This is a genomic window from Micromonospora sp. NPDC050784 (assembly GCF_044456765.1).
Lineage (GTDB): Bacteria > Actinomycetota > Actinomycetes > Mycobacteriales > Micromonosporaceae > Micromonospora > Micromonospora foliorum.
Map to the genome: position 1 here is coordinate 110,367 of NZ_JBITGG010000006.1, position 24,182 is coordinate 134,548.

23 protein-coding genes and 1 riboswitch are annotated in these 24,182 nt (G+C 73.3%); of the genes, 7 read left to right on the top strand and 16 right to left on the bottom strand.

Annotated elements, in window-relative coordinates:
- Positions 1-47: 47 nt before the first annotated feature.
- Positions 48-1,493: an alpha-amylase family glycosyl hydrolase gene (locus ACIBD9_RS10335; RefSeq protein WP_396716362.1), complete on the bottom strand. Its 1,446-nt coding sequence runs from the start codon at positions 1,491-1,493 to the stop codon at positions 48-50.
- 274 nt (positions 1,494-1,767) lie between these two features.
- Here ACIBD9_RS10335 and ACIBD9_RS10340 point away from each other — a divergent pair, with 274 nt between their 5' ends.
- The 4 genes from ACIBD9_RS10340 to ACIBD9_RS10355 all read left to right on the top strand — a co-directional run bounded on the left by ACIBD9_RS10340 (position 1,768) and on the right by ACIBD9_RS10355 (position 6,479).
- Complete coding sequence (locus ACIBD9_RS10340; RefSeq protein ID WP_396716364.1) at positions 1,768-3,414, top strand: hypothetical protein; 1,647 nt, start codon at positions 1,768-1,770, stop codon at positions 3,412-3,414.
- Entirely contained in the window at positions 3,414-4,877 is a 1,464-nt protein-coding gene (locus ACIBD9_RS10345) for an NADH-ubiquinone oxidoreductase-F iron-sulfur binding region domain-containing protein (RefSeq protein WP_396716366.1), read from the top strand. The genes ACIBD9_RS10340 and ACIBD9_RS10345 overlap by 1 nt, the downstream gene beginning before the upstream one ends.
- A 61-nt stretch (positions 4,878-4,938) precedes the next feature.
- Positions 4,939-5,547, top strand: coding sequence for a TlpA family protein disulfide reductase (locus tag ACIBD9_RS10350; protein WP_396716368.1), 609 nt, complete (start codon positions 4,939-4,941; stop codon positions 5,545-5,547).
- Complete coding sequence (locus ACIBD9_RS10355; RefSeq protein ID WP_396716370.1) at positions 5,544-6,479, top strand: cytochrome c biogenesis CcdA family protein; 936 nt, start codon at positions 5,544-5,546, stop codon at positions 6,477-6,479. The genes ACIBD9_RS10350 and ACIBD9_RS10355 overlap by 4 nt, the downstream gene beginning before the upstream one ends.
- Here ACIBD9_RS10355 and serS read toward each other — a convergent pair.
- The 5 genes from serS to ACIBD9_RS10380 all read right to left on the bottom strand — a co-directional run bounded on the left by serS (position 6,465) and on the right by ACIBD9_RS10380 (position 11,771).
- Positions 6,465-7,748 carry a serine--tRNA ligase gene (gene serS / locus ACIBD9_RS10360; protein WP_396716372.1) on the bottom strand — a complete coding sequence of 428 codons (1,284 nt, stop codon included), beginning with the start codon at positions 7,746-7,748 and terminating at the stop codon, positions 6,465-6,467. The two genes, ACIBD9_RS10355 and serS, sit on opposite strands and share 15 nt — an antisense overlap.
- 97 nt (positions 7,749-7,845) lie before the next feature.
- A complete protein-coding gene (locus ACIBD9_RS10365; protein ID WP_396716374.1) occupies positions 7,846-8,928 on the bottom strand; it encodes a MerR family transcriptional regulator in 1,083 nt (360 codons plus the stop codon).
- A gap of 25 nt (positions 8,929-8,953) precedes the next feature.
- Positions 8,954-10,135, bottom strand: a complete 1,182-nt coding sequence (locus ACIBD9_RS10370) for a saccharopine dehydrogenase family protein (protein WP_396716376.1) — start codon at positions 10,133-10,135, stop codon at positions 8,954-8,956.
- A 50-nt stretch (positions 10,136-10,185) separates the two neighbouring features.
- Positions 10,186-11,334, bottom strand: coding sequence for an alcohol dehydrogenase catalytic domain-containing protein (locus tag ACIBD9_RS10375; RefSeq protein ID WP_396716378.1), 1,149 nt, complete (start codon positions 11,332-11,334; stop codon positions 10,186-10,188).
- Positions 11,331-11,771 carry a hypothetical protein gene (locus tag ACIBD9_RS10380; RefSeq protein ID WP_396716380.1) on the bottom strand — a complete coding sequence of 147 codons (441 nt, stop codon included), beginning with the start codon at positions 11,769-11,771 and terminating at the stop codon, positions 11,331-11,333. The genes ACIBD9_RS10375 and ACIBD9_RS10380 overlap by 4 nt, the downstream gene beginning before the upstream one ends.
- A gap of 144 nt (positions 11,772-11,915) precedes the next feature.
- On the opposite strand from ACIBD9_RS10380, the gene ACIBD9_RS10385 reads away from it, so the two are divergent.
- Positions 11,916-14,780 carry a LuxR C-terminal-related transcriptional regulator gene (locus ACIBD9_RS10385; protein ID WP_396716381.1) on the top strand — a complete coding sequence of 955 codons (2,865 nt, stop codon included), beginning with the start codon at positions 11,916-11,918 and terminating at the stop codon, positions 14,778-14,780.
- Positions 14,781-14,785: 5 nt separating this feature from the next.
- Here the strand turns inward: ACIBD9_RS10385 and ACIBD9_RS10390 are convergent, their stop codons facing one another.
- The 5 genes from ACIBD9_RS10390 to ACIBD9_RS10410 form a co-directional block, all read right to left on the bottom strand.
- Complete coding sequence (locus ACIBD9_RS10390; protein WP_124771723.1) at positions 14,786-15,334, bottom strand: DsbA family protein; 549 nt, start codon at positions 15,332-15,334, stop codon at positions 14,786-14,788.
- Positions 15,331-15,828: a redoxin domain-containing protein gene (locus ACIBD9_RS10395; RefSeq protein ID WP_396716384.1), complete on the bottom strand. Its 498-nt coding sequence runs from the start codon at positions 15,826-15,828 to the stop codon at positions 15,331-15,333. Before ACIBD9_RS10395 ends, ACIBD9_RS10390 begins: the two co-directional genes overlap by 4 nt.
- Before the next feature lie 96 nt (positions 15,829-15,924).
- Positions 15,925-16,611, bottom strand: a complete 687-nt coding sequence (locus ACIBD9_RS10400; RefSeq protein ID WP_396716386.1) for a BON domain-containing protein — start codon at positions 16,609-16,611, stop codon at positions 15,925-15,927.
- A 601-nt stretch (positions 16,612-17,212) separates the two neighbouring features.
- Positions 17,213-17,611: a hypothetical protein gene (locus ACIBD9_RS10405; protein WP_091409235.1), complete on the bottom strand. Its 399-nt coding sequence runs from the start codon at positions 17,609-17,611 to the stop codon at positions 17,213-17,215.
- A gap of 169 nt (positions 17,612-17,780) precedes the next feature.
- On the bottom strand, positions 17,781-17,921 hold the full coding sequence (locus ACIBD9_RS10410) for a hypothetical protein (RefSeq protein WP_238670080.1): 141 nt from the start codon (positions 17,919-17,921) through the stop codon (positions 17,781-17,783).
- Between the two features lie 389 nt (positions 17,922-18,310).
- On the opposite strand from ACIBD9_RS10410, the gene ACIBD9_RS10415 reads away from it, so the two are divergent.
- The gene (locus ACIBD9_RS10415; protein ID WP_030330302.1) at positions 18,311-18,673 is read left to right on the top strand and encodes an STAS domain-containing protein; all 363 of its coding nucleotides are present in this window, start codon (positions 18,311-18,313) and stop codon (positions 18,671-18,673) included.
- A gap of 18 nt (positions 18,674-18,691) precedes the next feature.
- Here the strand turns inward: ACIBD9_RS10415 and surE are convergent, their stop codons facing one another.
- Together surE and ACIBD9_RS10425 are read right to left on the bottom strand one after the other, a co-directional pair.
- Entirely contained in the window at positions 18,692-19,519 is an 828-nt protein-coding gene (gene surE, locus ACIBD9_RS10420; protein WP_396716388.1) for a 5'/3'-nucleotidase SurE, read from the bottom strand.
- Positions 19,516-20,493: a PfkB family carbohydrate kinase gene (locus ACIBD9_RS10425; protein ID WP_396716390.1), complete on the bottom strand. Its 978-nt coding sequence runs from the start codon at positions 20,491-20,493 to the stop codon at positions 19,516-19,518. Before ACIBD9_RS10425 ends, surE begins: the two co-directional genes overlap by 4 nt.
- A 190-nt stretch (positions 20,494-20,683) precedes the next feature.
- Here ACIBD9_RS10425 and ACIBD9_RS10430 point away from each other — a divergent pair, with 190 nt between their 5' ends.
- On the top strand, positions 20,684-21,148 hold the full coding sequence (locus tag ACIBD9_RS10430) for an SRPBCC family protein (RefSeq protein ID WP_396716392.1): 465 nt from the start codon (positions 20,684-20,686) through the stop codon (positions 21,146-21,148).
- 120 nt (positions 21,149-21,268) lie between these two features.
- Here the strand turns inward: ACIBD9_RS10430 and ACIBD9_RS10435 are convergent, their stop codons facing one another.
- From ACIBD9_RS10435 to ACIBD9_RS10445, 3 genes are all read right to left on the bottom strand, one after another.
- Positions 21,269-21,778, bottom strand: a complete 510-nt coding sequence (locus ACIBD9_RS10435; RefSeq protein ID WP_396716394.1) for a hypothetical protein — start codon at positions 21,776-21,778, stop codon at positions 21,269-21,271.
- 141 nt (positions 21,779-21,919) lie between these two features.
- Positions 21,920-22,984: a coiled-coil domain-containing protein gene (locus tag ACIBD9_RS10440; RefSeq protein ID WP_396716396.1), complete on the bottom strand. Its 1,065-nt coding sequence runs from the start codon at positions 22,982-22,984 to the stop codon at positions 21,920-21,922.
- 5 nt (positions 22,985-22,989) lie between these two features.
- A riboswitch (cyclic di-AMP (ydaO/yuaA leader) is annotated at positions 22,990-23,121 on the bottom strand.
- A 143-nt stretch (positions 23,122-23,264) separates the two neighbouring features.
- Positions 23,265-24,182: a cation diffusion facilitator family transporter gene (locus ACIBD9_RS10445; RefSeq protein WP_396716398.1), complete on the bottom strand. Its 918-nt coding sequence runs from the start codon at positions 24,180-24,182 to the stop codon at positions 23,265-23,267.

Genomic DNA, 24,182 nt, shown 5'->3' on the forward strand with positions numbered 1-24,182 from the left:
GGGGCCCCCGGTTCGGCGAGAACCGCCGTCCGGAGGCCCCGGTCGAATCAGATTCGTGCGCCGATGTGGATGGCCACGGCGTCGTGCGCCGGCACGTTGGCCACGAACCAGCCGTTACCGTCCACCGTGATCACTGGTCCGCTGCACGTGCCGCCCGCGTACGTGCCGTGGATGACGTCGCAGTATCGGCCGGCGGGCAGCCCCGTGAAGTAGGAGCGGCCGTTCACCGCGGCATCCTCGTCGTTGACGGTGATGAAGCCCTTGCCGCTGCGGCTGAACGCGATGTGGTTGTTGCCGTTGTCGTACCAGTTGGCCACGCCGGCGCCCTCGGTGGCGTTGCGGAAGCCGACCATGTTCGCGATCACCGGCCAGCGGTGTTCGCACTCCCAGCCGGAGTAGCAGGTGGTGTTGAGCGTCTTGTTGGCACCGTCCGACGGTGGGCCGGCGTCCCGGTTGCTGAAGGTGTAGCTGGACATGACGGTCGGGGAGCCGTACGGCCAGGCCAGCATGAACGCGTTCGCCAGCGCGTAGATGCCCCGGTCGCGGTAGGTCAGCACCCCACCGGAGTCGCGCTGGGTGTCGTGGTTGTCGACGAACACCGAGGCCGGGCCGGTGGGCAGGTGACCCCAGCCCTCGCCGAAGTTGCGCAGGTACGCCAACCGCTCGGAGCGGAACACCCGGGCCAGGTCCTTGCCGTAGCGGAACTCGTGCACGTCGCCGTTGCCGGTGTACTCGGTCGGTTGGACCGGCTCGCCGGCGCCGTGGATGACCTCCTGCACGATGTACGCGGAGCGGGACAGCTTGCCCCTGATGGCGGCGATGTCGGCGGCCGGCATGTGCTTGCTGGCGTCCATCCGGAAGCCGTCCACGCCGAGTGAGAGCAGGTCGTTGAGGTACGAGGCGATCTTCGTACGCACGTAGTCCGACTCGGTCTTCAGGTCGGAGAGGTTGACCAGCTCGCAGTTCTGCACCTCGTACCGGTCGTTGTAGTTGGCGATGTCGTCGCCGCCGTTGCGCCCGCAGTGGTGGAAGTCCTGGGTCTGGTAGACGCCCGGGTAGTCGTAGTGCGAGTAGGCCGAGCCGGCCCAGCCGGTGCCGCCGTTGTCCTGACCGGACATGTGGTTGATCACCGCGTCGACGATCACCTTGACCCCGGCCGCGTGACAGGTGTTCACCATCGACTGGAACTGGGCCCGGGTGCCCTTGCGGGACTCGATCCGATAGCTGACCGGCTGGTACGCCAGCCACCACTGGTTGCCCCGCACGTGCTCCTGCGGGGGCGAGACCTGCACGTAGCCGTAACCCTTCGGGCCGAGGGTGCTCTGGCACTCGCTGGCCACCGAGGGCCAGTTCCACTCGAAGAGCTGGACGATGACCTTCTTGCCGCCGGGCGGGGCGGCGACGGCCGGGGGTGCCGTCACGGTGGTGGGGACGAGCAGGCTGGCGATCAGGCCGAGGGCGAGGAGCGCCGAGCCGCGTCGACGTCGGTGCATGGGGACTCCTGACGGGAGCGGGGGATGGTGGTGCGGTGGGGGAGTGCCGGCTTGCCGGAATCTTGCAAGCCTGGCTGAAATTTGCTGAAAGGTTACAAGCGTGTTGCAGGGACTGTCAATGCATGGACATTCGTCACTGTCCAGATCGCTGGGTGGGGGGCGGGCGCAACGCACGGCGGTGCCCCTCGGTTCGATTTCGGCCCAGAAATTTCCGTCAGCGGGTGATCCGCGCGCCCCGCCGGTCCGTACTGGATGGGGGAGCAGGGGTCGGCCGGTGGTACGCCGCCGCGAGACGATCGAGGAGCAGATGGCCCGGGCACAGCAGGACAAGAAGGCGGCGACCGTCCGGACCAGCGCCAGCAGTCGGGGGGTGCGCACCCCGTCCCGGTCGGCGGGCGCCCTGCTGATCGCGTCGGTGCTCGCCGCGCTCTGGGCGGCGATCATGCTGACCGGCGCCGGTCAGACGGCGTACGCGTATGGCTTCTTCTTCACCGAGTTCTTCGCCGGGGTGATCTCCCTGGTGGCGTTGAGCCTCACCGTGATGCTCGGCCTGCTCGCCACCGACCGGCTGGTGCTGCGCATCTCGCACCGGGTGCTGATGCAGTCGGCGCACCGGGCCACCGGCGTGTTGGGCGTGGCCGGGCTCGGCTTCCACGTCCTCACCAAGGTCGCCACCGGACGGGCGGCGGCGACCGACGCGCTGGTGCCGTTCGTCGGTGGCCGAGGGCTCTACGTCGGGCTCGGCACGGTGGCCGCACTGCTGATGGTCAGCGTGATCTGGACCGGCATCATCCGGGCCCGCTTCGCCGGCGTCGGTCCGAAGTGGCTGTGGCGCACGCTGCACTCCACCGCGTACCTGGCCTGGCCGTTCGCTGTCTTTCACGGCCTCAACGCCGGCCGGGCCGCGGCGCCCTGGGTGATGTTCAGCTACCTCGGCTGCATCCTGCTGGTGGTGCTGGCCCTGCTGGTCCGGTTCTCGGTCACCATCGGTCGGCGCAGCCGCGAGCAGCACCAGGCCGCGGTGCGCAACGCGGTGATGGCAGGCCGTGCCGAGGAGGCGAAGACCGCACGATCGCTGCTGGCCGGGTTGGGTCGGCGCAGCAAGGCCGCCGACAAGCGTCCCGCCTGGGCGGAGACCACCACCGCCACCTGGGCCGCACCGGCCGCGCGACGTGACCCCGAACGGTTCACCGTCCCGGTGGTGCCCGAGCCCGGTTCCCTCGTCGAGCCGACCCGGCCCAGCCGACGACGGCGTGACGAGGAGCCGGCCGCCCGCCGCGACACCGAACGGTCCTCGCGCAGCCGGCGGACCGAGGAGACCACGACCAGCCGATCGGCCCGCCGCAGCGTGGAGGACACCGGCACGTTCCGACGCGACGAGGAGGAGTTGGAGCCGGTGACCCGCCGGCGCGCCTCCCGCACCCGGGACGAGGACGTACCGACCGGCCGGCGACGCGCCGACGAGGTCACCGCTGAGCGGTCCCGCCGCCGGTCCCGCAGCGAGGACGACGGCAGCCGTTACTCGGCGCCGCCGCAGCCGACCCTCGCCGAGCCCGAGGAGCCGTGGGACAGTCCACGCCGCTGGCAGGCCGACGACCCCATCTCCGCCGGCCCCATCTCCGTCGAGCCGATCTCGGCCGGCCCGGTCTCCAGCAGCCCGATCTCGTCGGCGCCGCGCAGCGGCAGCGGCCGGCACAGCGCCGACGACGACCTGCCCGAGGAGCCGGACTACTGGCGTCCGCCGGCCCGGTACGTGCCGGACGAGGTGGCGCCGCCCGTCGACGACACCCCGACCCTTGTCGACCTGGCGTCCCGCCGTGCACGACGGGCAGCCGGCGAAGGTCGGTCCAAGCGCCGCAAGGCCAGCGCGGACGCGGTGGACGGGGCGTACTGGGCTGGGCTGCGGGGTGAGGCGAAGTGATGCGAACCGCCGTGCCACCGGTCGCCTGTGTGGGCGAACCCCGGCTCACCGCCGGCTTCGCCGAGTACGGCCGGCTCGACCTGCTCGCGCACGAGGAGGTGCACGGGCCGATCGGCCCGATGGAGCCGGCGCAACTACTCCAGCTCGCCGAGGGCATGCAGCTCAAGGGCAAGGGCGGAGCGGGTTTCCCGTTCGCCCGCAAACTGCGCGCGGTGCTGGAGTCCTGCGAACGGCAGGACCTCGCCGCCGTGGTGGTGGTCAACGCCACCGAGGGGGAGCCGGCCAGCTGGAAGGACAAGGTGCTGCTGACCCGCGCCCCGCACCTGATCCTGGACGGCGCGGCGCTGGCCGCGTACGCGCTGGACGCCGACGAGATCGTGATCGGCGTGGCGGACGACGGGGTCGGCCGGGACTCGCTGATGGATGCGCTCGAAGAGCGTCGGATGCCGGTGCAGACGACGATCGTCACCGTGCCGCACCGGTTCATCTCGGGCGAGGGCGGCGCACTGGTCAACGGGATCAACGGGCTGCCGCACATCCCGCCGGGCACCAAGAAGCGCTCCAGCGACTCCGGGGTCAGCGGCCTGCCCACCCTGCTGTCCAACGCCGAGACGTACGCCCAGCTCGCCATCGGCGCCCGACTGGGCCCGTACGAGTACGCGGCGCTCGGCACCGACGACGAGCCGGGCACCGTGCTGCTCACCGTGACCGGCGCGGCGGGCCGACCGGCGGTGGTGGAGTGCACCGCCGGCATGCCGCTGCGCGACGTCCTCGACCTGTGCGAGGTGCCGGACGTCCAGGGCATCCTGATGGGCGGCTACCACGGCAAGTGGATCACCCCGGAGGCGGCGGAGAAGGCCGAGGTGTCCCGCAAGGGGCTGGCCGCGGTCGGCGGCACCCTCGGCGCGGGCATCATCATCCCGCTCGGTGTCGACACCTGCCCGCTCGGTGAGGCCGCCCAGGTGGTGCGCTACCTGGCCGGCGAGTCCGCCGGCCAGTGCGGACCGTGCAAGATGGGCCTGCCGGACCTGGCCCGCGCGGTGGACCTGGCCGTCGCCGGCAGCCAACCGGCGGACGTGGTGCGCGCCGCCGCCGGCGAGGTGAAGGGCCGGGGCGCGTGCAGCCACCCGGACGGCACCGCCCGGTTCGCACTCTCCGCGATCGAGGTCTTCACCGAGGACCTGCGGCTGCACAGCACCGGTGACGGCTGTGGCCGACGGGTCAAGGGCGTGATGGGGCTGCCGGGCGCACCCGACCCGAACCCGCAAAAGCTCACCCTGGACTGGTCGCGCTGCGACGGGCACGGCCTGTGTGCGCACGTCGTACCGGACTTCATCCGGCTCGACGCGAACGGATATCCCGCCTTCCCGGCCACCCCCGTGCCGACCTGGCTGCGGGAGGGCGCGCTGAAGGCGGTCAAGGTCTGCCCGGAGCTGGCTCTCCGACTCGCCAAGGCCGAATAGCGAAGCCTCAGGCCCAGCAAGGGTCCCTTCCGGACCGGAACGGAGAAGGATGCGGATCGGCATGGCGTGGACAGGGGCCGGGCAGGTGCGCCGTGTCGCCACCGCCGGGGCGCTCGTGGTGGCCCTGCTCGGCGTTGCCGCCTGTACCGGCACCGCGCCGGGTGGGCCCACCGCCGGATCGGCCCCGGCCTCGACCGGCGCCCCGCCCACCCCGACCGGCACCCCGACCGGCACGCCGACCGGTGCCCCGCCCGCAGCGCAGGTCCCGGACGTGCTGCGCTTCACCGGGACCACCCTCGGCGGGGCCGCGTTCGACGCGGCACAGCTCGCCGGCAAACCGGTGGTGCTGTGGTTCTGGGCGCCGTGGTGCGCCACCTGCGCCAGCCAGGCCTGGACGGTGGCCGAGATCGCACCCCGGTACCGGGACACCGTGCCGATCGTCGGTGTCGCCGGGCTGGGCGAGCGGAAGGCCATGAAGGAGTTCGTCACCGAGTTCGACCTCGGCGCGACGCCGCAGATCGAGGACAGCAAGGGCGCGCTCTGGAAGCGGTTCAAGGTGACCGAGCAGAGCATCTTCGTGATCATCGACCGGAACGGCACGGTCGTCCACCAGGGCTTTCTGGACGGTGAGGCGCTCAGCGCCAAGGTCGCCGCACTGGCCGGGGCGTGACCGCCGCACTGCTGCTCGCGCTGACCGCCGGCATGCTCGGCGCGGTCAACCCGTGCGGCTTCGCGTTGCTGCCCGCGTACCTCTCGCTGTTGGTCGCCGGGTCGGACACCCGCGGCGCGGTCGGCCGCGCGCTCACCGCGGCGGCCGGGCTGACCCTGGGGTACGTGCTGGTGTTCGGCGCGTTCGGCCTGGCGCTCGCGCCGCTGGCCGGCTGGCTGCGGCCCCGGCTGCCGTGGCTGACCGTGGCGCTCGGCGTGCTGCTGGTGGTGGCCGGCTGCTGGTTGCTCGCCGGCCGGCGGCTGCCCGCCCCCGGCTGGTCCGCCCGGGCGCCCCGGCTCACCCGGTCCTGGCCGTCGATGGCGCTGTTCGGCGCGGCGTACGCGCTGGCGTCGCTCGGCTGCGCCATCGCGCCGTTCCTGGCCATCGTGGTGACCAGCCTCCAGGCCGGCTCGACCGGTGCGGGGTTGGCGCTGTTCGGCGCGTACGCCCTCGGGATGGGTCTGGTGGTCGCGGTCGCCGCGCTCGGGGTGGCGCTGCTGCGCGACGGCCTGGTGGCCCGGCTGCGCGTCGCCGGGGCGCTGGTGCCCCGCCTCAGTGGTCTGGTGCTGCTTCTCGCCGGCGGCTACGTCGCCTGGTACGGCTGGTACGAGCTGCGGCTAGCCGCCAACCGCCGCGACGCCCTGCACGACCCGGTCATCCGAGCGGCGTCCCTGCTACAACACACAGTGGCCAATGCCCTAGACACCATCGGCCCGGCCCTGCTGCTGGCCGCCCTGGCGGCCCTCCTACTGACCGCAGCCCTAACGAGACGCTCCCGCCGCCCCCGCGATCTTGCAGTTTCTGTCGCGACGAAAGCCGCGGAACCCCGCATTACGGGGACCGAAACTGCAAGATCGACGGGGGGAGGAGGGTCCGAGCTAGCGGGGGGTTAGGCGGTCGGTGCCTAGGCGGTCCTGGAGGACCTTGGGGATCAGGACGCTGCCGTCGGCCTGCTGGTACTGCTCCAGGATGGCCGGGAAGAGGCGGCTGGTGGCGAGCGCCGACCCGTTGAGGGTGTGCACGAAGCGCGTCTGCTTACCGCCCGGCTCGCGGTACCGGATGGCCGCCCGACGAGCCTGGTAGTCGCCGGCCCAGGAGACCGACGACACCTCCTTGTACTTGCCAGTGCTCGGCATCCACACCTCGATGTCGAGGGTCTTCTTCATCGAGGCGCTGGCGTCACCGGCCGAGAGCAGCGTGCGCTGGTAGTGCAGACCCAGCCCCTCGACCAGGCTCTCGGCGTGGGCGAGCATCTCCTCCAGCGCCGCGTCGGCCTGCTCCGGCAGGGTGAACTGGAAGATCTCCACCTTGTTGAACTGGTGCCCGCGCACCGTGCCGCGCTCGTCCGAGTGCGAACCGGCCGACTCGCGCCGGTAGCACGGGGTGTACGCGAACGCCTTCAGCGGCAGCTTCGGAGTCTCCAGGATCTCGTCCTGGTACGCGCCGAGGATCGCCGTCTCCGACGTGGGCAGCAGGAACTGGCCGCGCGGCGCGGACGCCGAGTCCAGGTGGTAGACGTCGTCGTAGAACTTGGGGAACTGCCCGGCGGCGAAGCCGGCCGAATCGAGCAGCAGGTGCGGCGGGAGCAGGAACTCGTAGCCGGCCTTGATGTGGTGGTCGACGAAGTAGTTGAGCAGCGCCCACTCCAGCCGGGCGCCGACCCCGGTGTAGATCCAGAAACCGGACCCACCGAGCTTGACGCCGCGCTCGTAGTCGACCAGGCCCAGCGCGCGGCTCAGCTCCACGTGGTCGCGGACCTTCTCGATCACCGGCGGCTCACCGAAGGTCTTCACGACCCGGTTGGCTTCCTTGCCGCCGGCCACGACGTCGTCGCTGGGCAGGTTGGGCAGCTCACTCATCGCGTCGCGCAGCCGGGACTGCACCTCGTCCAGCTGGGACTCCAGGTCGGCGAGCTGCTTACGCTCCGCCTCCGGAGCGGCGGCCTGCGGCTCCTCGCCGGCCCGCTTCGCCTGCGCGTACGCCCGGGCCTCGGCCTTGCGGCGCTGCCGCTCGGCGTCGATCTCCGTGATCAGGGCGCGGCGTTCCTGGTCGAGCCGCTGGATCTCGTCCAGCGCTCGGGTGACCTCGGCGGGATCCAGACGCTTCGCCAGCGCGGTCGCCACCGCCTCGCGATCCTTCCGGATCAACTCCATGTCGAGCATGCTGCTCCGTACGCCTCCGTCCGGGGTTCACAGGTGAACCACCAGATGCTACCGTCGCGGGCTTTTCGTCCCGGGACGGGGAGTGCTGGCCGCCGGCTCAGAGCCGGATCGGCATGAGCACCGAGTAGGTGTCCGCGTCGTCCGGTCGGCGTACGGCCAGCGGGGCAATCGGCCCGTCCAGCTCCAGCACCAGTTGCGGCGCGCCGGCCGCGTTCAGCGCGTCCAACAGGTAACCACCGTCCACCCCGACCCGCAGCGCGTCGGTGCCCAGGTCGGCGGCGGGGAGCAGCCGCAGCCCGCCCTGGTCGTCGACGCCGAGCACGGTGACCGCCCGGGTCGTGCCGTCGTGGTCGCGGGCGACAGTGGGGGCCGCCGGGTCGGCCAGCGCGGCGCGCAGCGTGGCCACGTCCACCGGGATCCGCCGCGCGGTCGGCCGCTCGCCGACGGCCTTACGCAGCAGCCGGTGGTAGTCCGGGAAGTCGTACGGCAGGGCGGTGCCGGTCAGCGTGCGGTCGGCCACCCGCACCCGCAGGTCCGCGCCCGCCACGGTCACCCGGACCGGCCAGGTGTCGGCGGTGTCGAGCAGGGGCCGGAGCTGGTCGACGAGGGCCACCGGCACGAACACCCGCACCGGCGTTCCATCGACGTCGGCCCCGGCCCGTGCCAGCGCGAGCCGGTACCGGTCGGTGGCGACGAGCCGGACCCCGTCGGGCTCCACGTCGAACAGCACGCCGGCGAGCATCGGCAGCTCCGGGTCGACGCCGACGGCGAAGCGCACCGCGTCGAGCGCGGCGGCCAGGGCGGCGGGAGAGACCAGGAGCGTGGTGGCGGCCGGCGGGGCCGGGTCCACCAGGGCTCGGAGCCGGTCGACCTCGCGGCGGGCGTCGCTGAGCCCGTCGGCGAGCCGGCGCAGGTGCGCGTCGAGCAGCTGGTGCACCACGGCGGGCTCGGCGCGTACCGCGGCGGCGATCTCCGGCACCGGCATGCCGATCCGGCGCAGCCCGGCCACCAGCCGGGCCGGGGCGATCTGCTCCTCGGTGTACCAGCGGTAGCCGGTCACCGGGTCGACCAGGGTCGGCTCCAGCACCCTTGCCGAGTCGTAGAAGCGCAGGGCGCTGACGGTCAGGCCGCTGGCCCGGGCCAGCTCGCCGATGCTGTGCAGGTCGCTCACGCTGGGCATCCTGCCCCCTCGACCCGGTTGAGGGTCAAGCCGAGGGCTCGAGCACCCGGAAGGTGAGGCCGGCCCGGACGAGCCGGTCGAGCAGCGCGTCACCCATCGCGGCGACCGGGGTCAGCTGGCCGGCGGTCGGCGGCAGCTCGTCGAGCGCCAGGCACAGCGCCGACTCGGCGAGCATCTTCGCCGTCTCGTCGTAGCCGGGGTCACCGCCGGCGACCTCGGTGACCACCCGCTGCCCGCCGCCGGTGCCGACGAACCGGACCCGGAACCAGGACGACGCCCGCTGCTGGGCGGTGGGCCCCTGCCCGGACGCGAGCCGGCCGAGCAGCCAGCGCCGGCTGGGCGGCAGCTTCACCAGCCCGATCAGCGCGCCGAGCCCGGCCGCGCCGGCCAGCACGGTGGGCAGCCGCTTCACCGCGGCGAAGTGCCGGTAACGGAAGTCTGGGCCGTACTCGGGACGGGCCGCGGCCGAGCGACGGACCACCTGCGGGTCGATGGTCGGTAGTGGCACGGTCCAGATGCCCAGCTCCGCCGAGCGGGCGAGCCGGCCGGGCACCGCCCGGACCCGCCGGTCGGTGGGGCGCGGCTCGACCGCCCGACGTTCCCGCGCGGCCCGGCTGGCCTGCCCGGTGCGGGAGAACGCGGTGAGCGCCGAGTGGTAGGTGCCGGCGGAGAACCGGCCGCCGGCGCGCACGTACCCGTCCACGGTGATCGGGACGTCGGCGGGCAGCTGCTTGACGGTGAACCAGGCGCCCAGGTCGTGCGGGATGGAGTCGAAGCCGCAGGCGTGCACCAGCCGCGCGCCGGTGCGTGTCGCCTCGGCGTGGTGACGCACGTACATCAGGTCGACGAACTCCGGCTCGCCGGTGATGTCCAGGTAGTCGGTGCCGGCCCGGGCGCAGGCCGCGACCAGCGGCTCCCCGTGGTGGATGTACGGGCCGACGGTGCTGGCCACCACCCGGGCGCTCTCCGCCACCGCCCGTAGGGAGTCGGCGTCGGTCACGTCGGCGGTGAGCAGCGGCAGGTCGGCCAGGCCCGGGTCGATGGCGGCGAGCCGATCCCGTACGGCGGCGAGGCGCTGCGGGTTGCGCCCGGCCAGCGCCCAGCGCAGCCCGGCCGGCGCGTGTCGGGCCAGGTATTCGGCGGTCAGGCCGCCGGTGAACCCGGTCGCCCCGAACAACACCACGTCGTACGTTCGCTCGCCAGTCATCCTCGGAGTCTGCCATTCGTGGTCGCCGATCAGCGATCACGAGGAGGCGGTCAGGGCGTGAACACGGCGCGCACGCAGCCGTCGGCCCGGTCCCGGAACAGCGCGTACCCCTCGGGGCCCCGCGCCAACGGCAGTCGGTGGGTGGCCAGGTGTTCCGTCCGCAGCTCGTCGCGGGCCATCCGGTCCAGCAGCATCGGCACGTCCCGCAGATCCGGCCGGCCAGCGCCGCGCAGCGTGAGCCGCCGTTCGGTCAGCGCACCCAGCGGGAACGCGTCGACGAACCCGCCCGTCCCGCCGAGCACCACCACCACGCCGCTCTTGCGACACGCGTGCACGGCCTCCCGCAGCGCGTCCGGTCGGTCGGCGTGCTGGCCACCGAACCGGTCGGCGATCGACCGGGCCGGCGGCGGGCCGACCGCCACCACACACACGTCCGGCCCGCGCCCACCGCTGCGGTCGCGCAGCTCGGCGGCGACGTCGGTGCGGCGGTAGTCGAGCGGTTCGGCGCCGGAGTGCCGCTCGGCCATCCGCAACCGCTCCTCGTGCCGGTCCACGACCAGCACCCGGGCGGCGCCGCGCAGCACCGCCGCCCGGGCGGTCAACTGGCCCACCGCCCCGGCGCCCCAGATCGCCACCACGTCGCCGGGGCGCACCGCACCCAACTCGGTGGCGAGCCAAGCGGTTGGCGCCACGTCCGCGGCGAACACCGCCCGGTCGTCGTCGACGGCGTCCGGCACCCGGAAGGCGCTCACGTCGGCGTAGGGCACCCGCACGTACTCGGCGTGGCCGCCCGCGAAGCCGCCCGCCGCCCTGGGCCGGCCGAAGCAGCCAGTGTCCGAGCGGGCCCAGTCGGGATCGACGCTGGCCAGGTCGGCATGGGCGTTGTCGCAGCAGGAGTGCAGGCCCCGGCGGCAGTACCAGCAGCCGCCGCAGGCCACGCTCGCGCCGACGACCACCCGATCGCCGGTGCGGTGTCGGCGGACCCCGGGGCCGACCTCGACCACCTCGCCCAGGAACTCCGCGCCGAGCACGTCGCCGGCCCGCAGCAGCGGGTGCCGGCCGGCCAGCAGCGGCAGGTCACCTCCGCAGGTGGCGCTGCGCCGGACCCGGACGATGACGTCACGTTCGTTGCGCAGCTCCGGGTCGGGCACCTCGCGTACCCCGAGCTCGCCGGCGGCCTCCCAGCACAGCGCCCTCACCCGTGGGCCTCGGGGCGGTCCAGCGCGGAGCGGTCCGCGCGGAGCACCTCACCGGCCTCCACCCGTTGCTTGATCTGGCGCAGTGTCCGGCGGACCAGCAGACCCGGGTCGTCACCGACTAGGTGCGCGGCCAGCCCGGTGGGCGGGGTGACGCCGGCCCGCGGCCGGGCGGCCAGTTCGGTGCCCCGGTCGCCGGGCGCCGGCCGCACCCGCACCTCGACCGCCCCGTCCAGGCGGCGCAGCGGCTCCGGCCAGCGGCCGTCGGGAAGCACCTGCTCCGGCGGCCGGTCGACGGTCACCACCTCCCACCGGGCCGGCGCGGCGGGGTCGCCGTCCGCGCCGGGCCGGCCACCCCGACGGGGTACGCGCAGCAACCGTGCCGCCCCGGCCCGCGCCGCGCCGCCGAGGGCGGGTCCCGCCCGCGCCAGCCGTCCCATCGGTACCACCCGTCCTCCCGGTCCACGTCCCCCGATCGTCGGTCCGGGTCGGGTGAAGCGCGCTCGCCCGGAAGGGGTGAACCGGCCCGCGCCGGGTAACCGCTCGCCGACCGGGGGCGGAGCGCGTGGTGGGGGTGGGGCTGGGTGCCGGAACAGAATCGCGTACAGGTAGGGGCACCGGGGCCACGGCTGTTGGCGTCCCGGCTGACGCCGGCCGTGCCGCCGGAGCCGGTGGTGGCCCGGTCCCGCCTGCTGCGCCGGTTGGACGAGGGCAGCGCGGGACCGGTCACCCTGGTGGCCGCCCCCGCCGGCTGGGGCAAGACCACCCTGCTCGCCTCCTGGGTACGGCTGGGCGGCGCTCCGCCCGACGTCGAGCCGGGCGCGGTCGTGCCCGACTCCGGTGACCTGTCGGTTTCGTCCGCCGACGACCCGATCTCGGCGTGGATGTCGGTGGAGGCCGGCGACGACGGGGACCGGCTCTGGGCGTACCTCGCCGCGGCGTTGGGGACGGCCACCGGGTCGGCGGAGGGCGGCCCGTTGCCCGACCGGCCGCCGCGCCCCGACCAGCTGGAGGCGCTGGCCGCCACGCTCGCCGCCGCCGACCGGCCGGTGCTGCTGATCCTGGACGACCTGCACCGGGTCGCCGACCCGGCGGCGTTGACCGGCCTGGAGTTCCTGCTGCGCCATGCCGGGCGGCGACTCCGTCTGGTGATCGGCGCGCGGGCCGGACTGCACCTGCCACTGCACCGGCTCCGCCTCGCCGGCGAGCTGACCGAGATCGGCCCGGACGAGCTGGCGTTCACCGACGACGAGGTGGCCGACCTGCTCACCGCCCACGCCGCCGCGCTGCCGGCGACCGCCGTGCGGCGGTTGCGTGAGCGCACCGGCGGCTGGCCGGCCGCGCTGCGCATCGCGGCCCTGGCGGTAAGCGGACAGCCCGACCCGGAGCGCTGGGTGGGGCAGTTCGGCGGAGACCAACCGGAGATCGCCGGCTACCTGCACGAGGAGGTGCTCGCGACGCTCGACCCGGCCCAGGAGGACCTGCTGCGCCGGACCGCCCTCGTCGACACCGTCTGCGCCGACCTGGCCGAAGCCCTGACCGGTCGTACCGACGCCGGGCAGGCGCTCGCCGACCTGGCCGGGGCCGGTGGTCTGCTGCACCGGGAGGACACCCGGCCGCCCTGGTACCGGTGCGAGCCGCTCCTCGCCGACCTGCTCCGCGCCGACCTGGCCCGGTTGCCCGCCGACGAACTGCGCGAGCTGCACGTCCGGGCCGCCGACTGGTACGCGGGTGAAGGCCGGCCCGCCGACGGTCTGCGGCACGCCCTGGCCGCCGGCCGCTGGGACCTGGCCGGTGACCTGTTCGTCGCGCACTGGCCCGAGCTGGCCCGCTACGACCGGGACCCGGTGCACGCCCCAGCACCATCGCCACCGCCAGCGGAGGTGATCCGCGCCGACCCGGAGGTGGCGTTGGCCTGCGCCGCCGAGCGCGCGTACGCCGGTGACCTGCCGGCCGCCACCGGTCACCTGCGGGCCGCCGCCGAACACGCCGCGGGCCTACCGGTGCCGCGCCGGGACCGGTTCCTGCGGTTGGTCACCGCGCTGGAGCTGACCGTGGCCCGCCTCGCCGACGACCGTGCCGAGGCCCGGGCCGCCGCCGCTCGCCTGTTGCGCACCCGCCCGGCGGGAGCCACGCCGACCCGGGTGCCGACCGGGGTGGCCGGTGTGCCGACCGGGGTGGCCGGTTCCGCTCCGACGGCCGGCGGTGGCGGCGCGGCCGACGACCTGGACCTGCGGGCGTTCACCGGCACCGCGCTCGGGTTGGTCGAGTTGGCCGACGGTGCGCTGCCCACGGCCCGGTTCGTCCGGGCCCGAGCGGCGGCTCGGGAGGCCGGCCGACCGCGTACCGAGCTGGTCGGCACCAGCCGCGCCGCGCTGCTGCTCGCGGTGCGTGGCGAGCTGCGGGCGGCCGAGCAGGCGGCCCGGGACGCGCTCGGCATGCCACCCAGCCGGGGCTGGTCCTGTCGGCTCGACTGCGGCTACGCGTACCTGGCCCTCGCCGTGGTGGCGCTGCTGCGGGACCAGCCCGAGGAGGCCACGGCGAACCTCGCCCTCGCCCTTCCGGCGCTCGACGTGGCGGGCGGCTGGGCCGGCAACCCCGAGATGGGCGACGACCGGCTGGCCGCTGCCCCCGACGAACCGGTGGCGGCGGCGGTGGCCGCGCTGTGCCGGGCGCAGCTGCACCGCGACTCCGGCGACCCGGCGGCCGGCCAGCGGCTGCTCGTCCGGGCCCGGGAGGCGCTGGCCGGCCGGCCCGCCGCCGCCGAACTGACCGGTCTGCTGCGGGCCGCCGAAGCCGACCTGCGTGCCGCGCGGGGCGACCTGGACTCCGTCCGTGACCTGCTGGCCGGCGCCGCCGACGAGGGTGCCGACCCGGTGCTCGCGGTGACGTTGGCGAAGGTGCGGCTGCTGGCCGGCGACCCCGCCGCCGCCGAGCGGACCCTGCCGGACTGGCAGGCGCCGGCGGCCACGGCCTGGCCGCTACCGGTACGTCTGGACGCCGGTCTGCTGGACGCGGTGCTGGCCGAGCGCGCCGGGGACGGGCGTCGCGCGGGTCGAATCCTGGAACAGGCGCTCGACCTGGCCGGCCCGCAGGGCTGCCGAAGGGTGTTCACCCGGGCCGAGCCACCCGTGCGGGACCTGCTGGCCGCACACCTGGACGCGGGCACCGCGCACTTCGCGCTGGTCAGTGACCTGGTACGGGGCGCGGGGCAGAGCACCCCGGGGCCCGCCGCCACCCCGCGAGGCGCCCTCGACGAGCCGCTCACCGAGCGGGAGCTGACCATCCTGCGCTACCTGCAGAGCATCCTGTCCAACGTGGAGATCGCCAGCGAGTTGTCCCTCTCGGTCAACACGGTGAAGACCCACGTCCGCAACATCTACCGCAAACTCGACGCCACCCGCCGGCGTGAAGCGGTCCGGCGGGCGCGCGAGTTGCGGCTGATCTGAGCGGGTCAGGCGTTGGCGGCGGCGTCCGCGGCCGTCAGCAGGTCGGGCAGGTCGTACCCGCCGTCGTGCCGAACGCCGTTGACGAACAGGGTGGGGGTGCCGTTCACCCCACTGCGGATGCCCCCCACGAAGTCCCGGCGCACCCGGTCCGCGTGCGCACGGTTCTCCACCTCGGCGTTCAACTCGTCCGGCGGCAACCCGACCTGCTCGACACCGAGCGAGAGGTGCACCGGGTCGAGCTGGTCCTGATGCTCGTAGAGCCAGTCGTGCATCTCCCAGAACCGGCCCCGAACCCCGGCGGCCTCGGCCGTCTCGGCGGCGCGTTCGGCGTACGGGTGCACGTTGGCGATCGGGAAGTAGCGGTAGACCAGCCGGACGGTGTCGGCCCGCTGCCGCAGCAACTCGTGCAGGTTCGGGTACGCGGCACCGCAGAACTGGCACTGGAAGTCGCCGTACTCGACGATCGTCACCGCCGCGTCGGCCGGCCCCCGGATGTGGTCGTCGGTGGTCACCGGGTCCCGAAGCCGGGCGGTGACCTGCAGTGGCGTGCTCATCCGGCCATCACCTTCCGATCGGCGGCGAGTTGGTCCAGCGCGTCGAAGATGCCGTCGGCGCCGGGGTTGACGTCGGGCGGCGACAGGTAGCTCCAGGCCACATTCCCCGCCGGGTCCAGCACCACCAGCGCCCGGGCCGCCTCACCGTTCGACATGTACGCACCGTAGCGGCGCGCCACCTCGCCCTTCGGCTCGAAGTCGGCCAGCAGCGGGAACTCGATGCCGCGGCTCTCCGCGAACGCCCGGTGGGACCAGATGCCGTCGACCGACAGGCCGAGCACCACCGCCTGGTACTGGGCGAAGACGGGTGCCGCCGACTGGTAGAGCGACATCTGGTCACCGCAGACCGGGCTCCAGTCGGCGGGGTAGAAGGCGAGCACGACCGGCGTGCCACGGAACTGCTCAGGCCCCAGCAGAGCCCCGTCCGGGGTGGCCGGCAGGGTGAAACCGGGCGCGGCGCGCCCCGGTTGGATCAGCCCGTTCGGATCACTCATGCCACCAGCCTGCTCCCGGGGTGGGTGAGGTGGCCTCACCCACCCCGGGTGGTTCCGCGCCTGTTCAACGCCCACCGAGCGGGCGCCCGCGCCCGCTCAGCGCAGCACCGGTGCGACCGCGATGTCGTTCTGCACCTCCCGGATGCCCGGCGCGGACCAGGCCACCTGCTCGACCTCGGCCCGTTCGGGCATCGAGTGCACCAAGCCGGCGAGTATCGCGGTGTCGCCGTGCACCCGGACGCTGATCCGTTCGGCCTCGGTCGCTCCGGCCCGGGCGAGGGCGTCGACGATCCGGTCGGCCAGGTTGCGGCCGTCCGGCGCGGTGGCAGGTCGGACGGTGATGCCGTTGCTCACCCCGCGTACGCCGGTCAGCCGGGCGACCGCGCGTTCGGCGGCTCGGCGCTGGTACTCCCACTCGACGTCACCGTGCAGCGTCACCCAGCCGGCCGAGACGGTGACCTGGAGCTTCTCGATGGGTACGAACGCGTCCCACTCCAGCCCGTGGCTGGCCGCGGCGGCCAGGTCGCTGTCGGCGCGCTCGGTGCCGTTGGTGAGCTGCACCGCCACGTCGTTGGCGACCGCCCGAACCGAGGTGACCCGGTGTGCGGCCCGTTCGGCGGCCCACTTCTTGGCGTAGCTGTCCACCCGGCCGGTCAGGGTGACGACGCCCTCGGCGACGGTCACGCCGATCTCGTGCGGCTGCACCCGCGGTTCCCAGGTCAGCTCGTCGAGCACGGCGGACTGGATGTCCTGGTCGGTGCGGTTGATCTCCGCGATGGCCATCTGTCCCTCCTCCGCTGTTCCGTGGCGGACCGGGGTGGTGGCTGCGGCCGGAGGTCCGCCCTGCTGCGATCCTGCCGCCGCTGGGGGTGAGCCGCCCTCGCCCGGAACGGGTGACGGCGTGGCCGGACCAGCGCGGCACGGGCGCGGACATAGGACGAACATCGATGATGGGAGCGCTTCCAAAGCGAGCGGATTTCGGTTACGGTAATCGCGTTCCTCGATCGCGGGAGCCGTCGCGTCGGGTGGTGGAGCCGGGGCAGTTCCGTCCGTTCCCGTCGTCGTGCTCGTCCCCCGGGCCACGGCGTCGGCCAGGCGATCGACCCCGTCCCCCGGGGTTCATCCCGAGCGGAACCGGGACCCGGATCACCACCTGTACACCGGTCCGCCGGGCCGCCTGAGGGGTCCGGCACCCGGCGGACCGGCCCACCCACCCACGCGCCTACCCACCCTCGCTGATCATGGAGTCGTGGTGGGAGAAATGCTCGTTACCGCCACACTCGTCCACCACCACAACTGCATGATCGACGCGGGCGGACGGCGGACGTGCGAAGGCGGGCCCCGCCCGACCTGGGTCGAGCGGAGCCCGTGGCGGTGCTGTCGTTCAGATGGCGGGGGAGTTGGGGCGGTCGACGTCGACGAACTCCACGTCGTCGACGGCACGGTCGTCGCGGCTGCCAGCGGCCCGCGCGGCGGAGCCGACGGCCCAGCCGACCGCCGCGCCGACGAGCGCGGCGCCGATCAGGAGCGTCCACGGCAGTGCCGGCTGGCGGCCGGCGAGCGCGTCGAAGGCCAGCGAGGCGCGGCGTCGCGCCTCCTCGGCGGCGGATCCCACCAGGTCACCCGCCCCGTCGGCGAGGTCGCTGCTGTTCTGGCGGGCCGAGCGGGCGGTGTCCCGCACGCTGTCTCCGGCATAGCTGACGGCCGAGAGCAGGTGCTCCCAGGCCTGGTCCGCGATCCGCTCCGGCTTGCTGCGGCGGTCCAGCAGGTTGGTTCCGAACATCGTGGTTACCTCCTCGGGTGCCGAAGCCGCCGGCCACTTCGGACTTCGGCGTCTTTCCAGCGCGTCACGGTGTCGCCTACCCCGCAGTGCCCCGCGTCAGCCGAACGCAAACCCCGACCACCGCGGAGCACCGGCAGCTCGGCACGCCAGAACTCGACGCGCCACCAACTCAGCGCACCGCCGACACGGCGACGCCCCGGGCGAAGTCGTCGTCGTCATCGTCATCGTCGTCTCCGCCGCCGAAACCGCAGGCCAAGACAAGGGCGAGCAGGACGCCGACGCCGGCCAGGCCGGCAAGTCGCTTGATCATCGAAGATCCTCTCCGTCGCGGTGGTGTCTCCCGGCCGATGCTAGGGCGCGTCGGCAACCATGGGCGCGATCCGCACCGGCCGGCTGTGGGCGACACGCCGAGGGCACACGGGGCAGGCGTACGTGATGGGCCGGTTGTCGGGTGCCCCGGGTCCGGACCGCTACCCTGGTTCGGCGGCGCGTCGGTCACGACCGATCGCCGATGGGTCAAATAACAAAAAGTCTTGAGTAATCAGATACTGAAAAGTACGGATATGGGCGGCTTTGTGGGTCCGGATCCGCGAATTGCTCATCCCGAGGGGTGGCGACCGAGGCCGTCGGAGGAATACTCTCGGTCGCGGCCCGCGTACTGATGAGGCGCCCGGGGGACGGGCGGGTGGAGGTGCTCGCGTGAGCCTGTCGATCGTGAAGTCGGTTCTGTCCGGTGGTGTCGTGGAGATCGCCCCGCGGGGCGAGATCGACGTCGACACAGCGTACGAGGTGCGCGAAGCGATCGCGGAGGTGCTGGCCAAGGGCCGCCCGCTGCGCATCGAACTCAACATGAGGCTGGTCACCTTCATCGACTCCGTCGGCATCAGCGCCATGGTGGCCGGCTTCCAGACAGCCGAGGTCAGCGACGTCAAGCTGGTGGTCACCGAACCGAGCCGGTTCGTGCACCGGCAGCTCTGGGTGACCGGCCTGCTCGGCCTCTTCGGTGCCCCGGAGCCCTACTTCGCCGGCGCCGCCACCCCCGAGGTGCTGCCCGGCGCCTGAGCGCGCCAGGCCTCCTCGTCAGGGCTGCTCGTCCAGGCCGGTCAGGTCGATGTCGGTCGCCTCGGTGACCGCTCGGATGGCCGTCACCGACGCGTACCCGGCGGCCAGCAACGCCACGTCCGTGCCGGGCTGTGCGGCCTGCCCCGGCTCCTCCAGTGAGGTACGGACGTACCCGTGGCCGGATTCGGCCACCGTCATCTGCACCTGACCGAAGCTGGCCAGGCTGCCTCGCCGTACCCCGCGCAGCTGCCCGTGCGGCAGGTCCGGGGCGTTCACGTTGAGCACGCTCTCCAGCGGCGCGGAGGTCAACCGGGGGAGCAGGTCCAGGGCGACCCGAGCGGCGGTGTCCCAGTGCCGCTCGGCGTCGCGTACCCGGGCGGCGGCGTCCACCGCGGCACCACCGCTCGCGGCCGTCGCCGCACCGGCCGAGAGCACGTCGAGGGAGACCGCCATCGCCCGGCAGCCGTTCGTGGCGGCGGTGAACGCGGCGCCCACGGTCCCGGAGTGCAGCACCGCCCGGCCGGCGTTGGCGCCCCGGTTGACACCGGAGAGCACCACCGACGGCGGTGGGCCGAACGCCCCGTGCAGGGCGATCAGCGTGATGAAGCCGGGGGACCCGGCGACCCCGTACGCCGGCACCCCCGCCAGGTCCGACAGCGGGTGGTCGTTCACGACCACTCGCCCGTCGCGCTCCATGGCGCTCATCGCGGCGCTGGTGCCGCTCGCCTCCTCCATCGGCGCGGCGACCACCACGTCCAGGCCCCGCTGCCGGGCCGCCCAGGCCAGCGCCTGGATGCCCGGTGCCGCGATTCCGTCGTCGTTGGTGATCAACACCCGCAGGGTCATCGCTCGACCACCCGGTCGGCCAGCTCGTCCGGGGTGGTCCGCTCCTGTTGCCGGCTGTCCGCCGGCACCAGCCGGACCCGGTCCACCAGGCCGGTGATCGAGTCCAGTCGCCCGGTGCCCAGGCCGTGCCGGGTCACGTTCAGCGCACCGGCGGCGGCGCCGGTGCGGATGGCGGTCCGGATGTCCCCGCCCCTGGCCACGACGGCCGCCACGCCGGCGGTCATCGAGTCGCCCGCCCCGCGCGGGTCGGCGGCCTCCAACCGGGGCATCTCGACCTGGAACAACTCCCCGTCGATGAGCGCCAACGCCGGCTGGTCGGCGCGGCTCACCACCACCGTCTCGGCGCCGCCCGCGTGCAGCTCGTACATGGCCCGGGTCAGTTCCGCGCTGTCGTCGCTGCGGGCGCGGCCGTCGCGGATCAACTCCTCGTGACTCACCTTGAGGAAGAACACCCCGCTCTCCAGCACCGAACCGAGGTGGTCGCCAGAGAGGTCGACGACCACCCGTCCGCCGTTGGCCCCGAGGTCGGCGGCGAAGCGTCGGTACAGGTCGGCGGGTACGAGCCATGGTTCGTTCGGCCCACTGAGGATGCTCACCGGCGCCCGTAGGCCCTCACCGAGGGCGAGGTTGTACAGCTCGTCGATCTCGTGCCGGCTCAGCGGCTGCCCGGGCACGTCGGCGATCTCCTGCCGGGAGCCCTCCCGGCGATCGTGCACGTACCCGCCGCTGCCGGAGTCACGGACCACCACCTTGAGGTCGACGCCCTCGCTGACCAGCAGCGGCTCCAGCACCTGGCCGATCTCACCGCCGAGGGCGGCGCAGAGCACCACGTCGACACCGAGGGAGATCACCATCCGGGCCTGCCAGACGCCCTGCCCGCCGGGGTGCAGGTGCAGCTCAGGGTGGTCGTTGGGCTGCTCCACGGTCACCGTCAGCTGTGGAGTGGGCGCGAAGACCATCACGTGCCCACTCATCGGTCGTCGCCGTTCATGCTGGCCGCCCTCCGGCACCTTCGGAAGATTTTGTACTAACCGACCTTAATGGCGCAGGTAGTGGCAGGTCGTGCCATCGACCCGGTCCGGGCGCGGCGCTGGGGGCCGTCGGGCGTTGCCAGCCAGACATCGGTACGGGACGATCGGGCGACCAACGACGGCGGGAGACGGTGTGCTCAGCAGCGATACCTTCAGCTACACCGTCCAGGCCCGGTGCTCACCCGCCGAGGCGGCGGCTCTGCTCAGCGACCTGACCCGGCAGGGTGAGCTGCACCCACTGATCGTCCGGGTCCGCCGGGTGCCGCCCCGGCCCGGCGCCCAGGCCAGCTACACGATCAACGACCGGTTGGCGGCCGGCCCGCTACGCTTCCGGACGACCTACCACGCGGACGTGCTGATCAGCGAGGCCGACGAGATCGTCATGGTGGCCCGCCAGTGGCCAGCCACCACCGTGCGCAACCACACCCGACTGCGCGCCGAGGCGGACGGCCTAGTCCGCATCGACGTCGAGATCACCCTGACCGCGCCGACGCCGCTGTTCCGCTACGCGTTCCGCCAGGCCCGAGCCGCTCACCTCGCCCTCGCCACCCGGCTGGGCGCGGCCCTAGACCGCACCAGCAACCCCCCGCCCACCTGACCCGCCGCCCCGAGGGCGTGCGGCCCCACCGCGCCGATCTTGCAGTTTCGGTTGTCGGTATCAGTGAGATGCCCCAAATGTCGGCACAGCAAATGCAAGATCGCGGGGCAGGGCGGGCACCTAGGTCGTGGTTGCAGCGCGATCACGGTTCGTGCGGGTGGTTCGGGCGGCGGGGCGTCGGCCCCACGGCTTGTAGGTGGACAGCACCGTCGCGATGATCATCAGGCTGGTCGACACCGCCGGCGCGATGACGAGGTCGGCGCGATCGCGTGCGGGCAGGGCCGCGCCGACCGCCCCGGCGTGGCGCAGGTTCGGCAGGAGCAGGAACAGCACCAGCCCGACCATCACCGTGGTGAGCACGAGCTTGACCATCACCCAGCGGTGGCGCAGCAGGCCCCACGGGGTGAGCAGCGAGCTGGCGACTCCGATCAGCCAGACCAGGACGCTCAGCGGCGCGAACAGCACCGTGCCGACCAGGGCCGTGACCGGATAGACCACCGCCGGGTCGGCGCCCCGCTGCACCGCGATGCCGAGGGTGAGCAGCACCAGATCGGTGCCGAGCCAGCCGAGCGAGGTGACGAGGTGCAGGGCGAGCAGGGCCTTGCGGGTAGTGGGTCGGATCCGAGGCATACCGCGATGCTGCCCGCCGACGCCGGCCGGGTCGTCCGACGAGCGACGACATCAGGGGTACGCCCGGCGACGTAGCCCGGCCCCGGACGCACGTGATGCCTGTGAGTCATCACGATGACTCACAGGCATCACGACCGTGGGTCAGTAGACCGACAGGTGTACGTGGTTGGTGTGGTCGGTCGACGGGGTGCCGTGCGCCCCGCTGTACGACTTCCACCCGCTGCTGGGCAGCCAGATCTGCTTGTACCAAATCACGTAGAGCACGGCGAGCCGGTCCGCGTTGCGGATGAAGTACGCGGCCAGGTTGTTGCCGTAGGTCTTGTCGCCACCGGTGGCGGCTCCACCGAAGCCGCCCTTCTGTGCCGCGAAATCGCAGGCCCGGCCCTTCGGGTGTTCACCGGAGCCGCTGGGGCGGTGGCACGAGACGTACCGGGTGAAGCCCGCGGCCTTGGCCTGGTTGAGGGCGTGCAGGGTACGTGGGGTGATGCAGCCGCTGGCCGGCGTGGGGTCGTTGACGCTGCACGACTCGGAGGGCCAGGAGCCGTCGGAGTTGCGCGGCGCGGCTGTCGCGTTGGCGCTGGAGGTGCCCCGGTTGGAGCCGGTGTCGGCGGTGGTCTGCGGCTTGGGCGCGGTGGCCACGGTCAGGGCCCGTTCGGCCTGTTCCTTGCGCTTGGCCATCACCGCGACCTGCTTGCGTTGTTCGTTGATCTCGCCGTCCAGGGCGACCCGGGTGCGGTTGGCCTGGTCCTTGCTCTTCAGCAGGTCGCGCAGCACCCTGTCCTCGTTGGCGGCCACCGCGTCGAGCGCGGCGGCCCGGTCCATGAAGCCTTCGGGAGTGTTGCTGTTGAGCAGCGCCGACATCGCGCCGAGCCGGCCGGTGCGGTACGCCACTTCGGCAATCTCGCCGACCTTGCCGCTGCGCTGGTCGATCTCGACCTCGATGGTCTTCAGCTGGGTGGCGAGCTGCCGTTGCCGTTGTACGGAGGTGTCCAGGGCGCGCTTCGCGTCCAGGTAGCCCTTGCTGGCCGCCTCGAGTTGGGCGCGCAACGTCGGGGTGCCGCCCTCCTCGTCGGAGTCGGGTGCGGCGGCCCGCAGGCCGGTCGGGGGAGCGGCCGAGGCGGTGCCGGCCGGAAGCGCGACGCCGAGGGCGAACATCGCGACGATCAGGGCCGCCAGTCGGGCGGCGGGTGGTCGTGCTGGTGCCACTGCGCATGTCCTTCCGTCAGCCGCCGACCGGGTTAGCTGACGGGTTCGGGACGGAAGATCCCTACCGCTGACGCGGATGCACCCCAGAAACATGGTTCCCCGGTTCGCCCAGCTGGGCGATTAGGCGGCGACCACCACCGGCGCCGGGAGGGCGCCGCCTGGTGGAGGCCGGGACCGAGCCTACCGGTGCCGGTGGGGCGGCTGCAGCCATTGTGACGGACGGTGCGTGCGTCAGCACGGAAAATTACCACAAAGTCGAGCAATGCTCCGAAAAGGCCCGTCACCACTCGATGGAGCCACACGCTCCGGAGGCGGCGCCGGGCTCGATCTGCAACGTCGCGTGCTCGATGCGGAAGTCGTCGTGCAGGGCCGTACGCGCCGCGGTGAGCACGGCGCCCACCTCCGCGCCGGGTGCCATGGTCAGGTGCGCGGAGGCCACCTCCATGCCCGAGGTGAGCGTCCAGACGTGCAGGTCGTGCACCTCGACGACACCGGGGACCGCGGCCAGTCGGTCGTGCACGGCGGTCACCTGGAGGTGCTCCGGGGCGGCCTGCACCAGGATGCGGATGGCGGCGCGGGCCAGCCTCCAGGTGCGCGGCAGGATGAACACGCCGATGGCGACCGCGACCAGGGGGTCCGCCCACCACCAGTCGGTGACGCTGATGAGCAGCGCCGCACCGATGACGCCGAGCGAGCCGAGCAGGTCGCCGAGCACCTCCAGGTAGGCGCCCTGGATGTTGATGCTCTCCCGGGCCCCGGCGCGCAGCAGGGCGAAGGCGGCGATGTTCGCGAGCAGGCCGAGCACGGCCACCGCGAGCATCGGACCGGCGATGACCTGGTGCGGGTCGCCGAACCGGCGGATCGCCTCGATCACGACGTAGATCGCGACGCCGGAGAGCAGGACGGCGTTGGCCAGCGCGGCGAGCACCTCGAGCCGGTAGAGGCCGAAGGTGCGCTGCGGGTCGCCGGTGGCCCGGCGGGTCGCCGTGATCGCGGCGAGCGCCATCCCGATGCCGAGCACGTCGGTGAACATGTGCCCGGCGTCGGAGAGCAGGGCGAGCGAGCCGGTGTGCAGGGCGGCCACCGCCTCGACCACCATCAGGGTGGCGAGCAGACCGAATGCCGCCCAGAGGCGACCCCGGTGCTGGTGTGCGGCATTGGCGACGGACCCATGGTGGTGGTCATGACCTGCGCCCAC

Bases quoted from the DNA above. Each gene is read 5' to 3' on its own strand.
- ACIBD9_RS10370 (WP_396716376.1), bottom strand. From the start codon at position 10,135: ATGACTGGCGAGCGAACGTACGACGTGGTGTTGTTCGGGGCGACCGGG.
- ACIBD9_RS10410 (WP_238670080.1), bottom strand. From the start codon at position 17,921: ATGATCAAGCGACTTGCCGGCCTGGCCGGCGTCGGCGTCCTGCTCGCC.
- ACIBD9_RS10380 (WP_396716380.1), bottom strand. From the start codon at position 11,771: ATGGGACGGCTGGCGCGGGCGGGACCCGCCCTCGGCGGCGCGGCGCGG.
- ACIBD9_RS10435 (WP_396716394.1), bottom strand. From the start codon at position 21,778: ATGCCTCGGATCCGACCCACTACCCGCAAGGCCCTGCTCGCCCTGCAC.
- ACIBD9_RS10335 (WP_396716362.1), bottom strand. From the start codon at position 1,493: ATGCACCGACGTCGACGCGGCTCGGCGCTCCTCGCCCTCGGCCTGATC.
- surE (WP_396716388.1), bottom strand. From the start codon at position 19,519: ATGACCCTGCGGGTGTTGATCACCAACGACGACGGAATCGCGGCACCG.
- ACIBD9_RS10425 (WP_396716390.1), bottom strand. From the start codon at position 20,493: ATGAGTGGGCACGTGATGGTCTTCGCGCCCACTCCACAGCTGACGGTG.
- ACIBD9_RS10345 (WP_396716366.1), top strand. From the start codon at position 3,414: ATGCGAACCGCCGTGCCACCGGTCGCCTGTGTGGGCGAACCCCGGCTC.
- ACIBD9_RS10390 (WP_124771723.1), bottom strand. From the start codon at position 15,334: ATGAGCACGCCACTGCAGGTCACCGCCCGGCTTCGGGACCCGGTGACC.
- ACIBD9_RS10400 (WP_396716386.1), bottom strand. From the start codon at position 16,611: ATGGCCATCGCGGAGATCAACCGCACCGACCAGGACATCCAGTCCGCC.
- ACIBD9_RS10350 (WP_396716368.1), top strand. From the start codon at position 4,939: ATGGCGTGGACAGGGGCCGGGCAGGTGCGCCGTGTCGCCACCGCCGGG.
- ACIBD9_RS10405 (WP_091409235.1), bottom strand. From the start codon at position 17,611: ATGTTCGGAACCAACCTGCTGGACCGCCGCAGCAAGCCGGAGCGGATC.
- serS (WP_396716372.1), bottom strand. From the start codon at position 7,748: ATGCTCGACATGGAGTTGATCCGGAAGGATCGCGAGGCGGTGGCGACC.
- ACIBD9_RS10395 (WP_396716384.1), bottom strand. From the start codon at position 15,828: ATGAGTGATCCGAACGGGCTGATCCAACCGGGGCGCGCCGCGCCCGGT.
- ACIBD9_RS10365 (WP_396716374.1), bottom strand. From the start codon at position 8,928: ATGCCCAGCGTGAGCGACCTGCACAGCATCGGCGAGCTGGCCCGGGCC.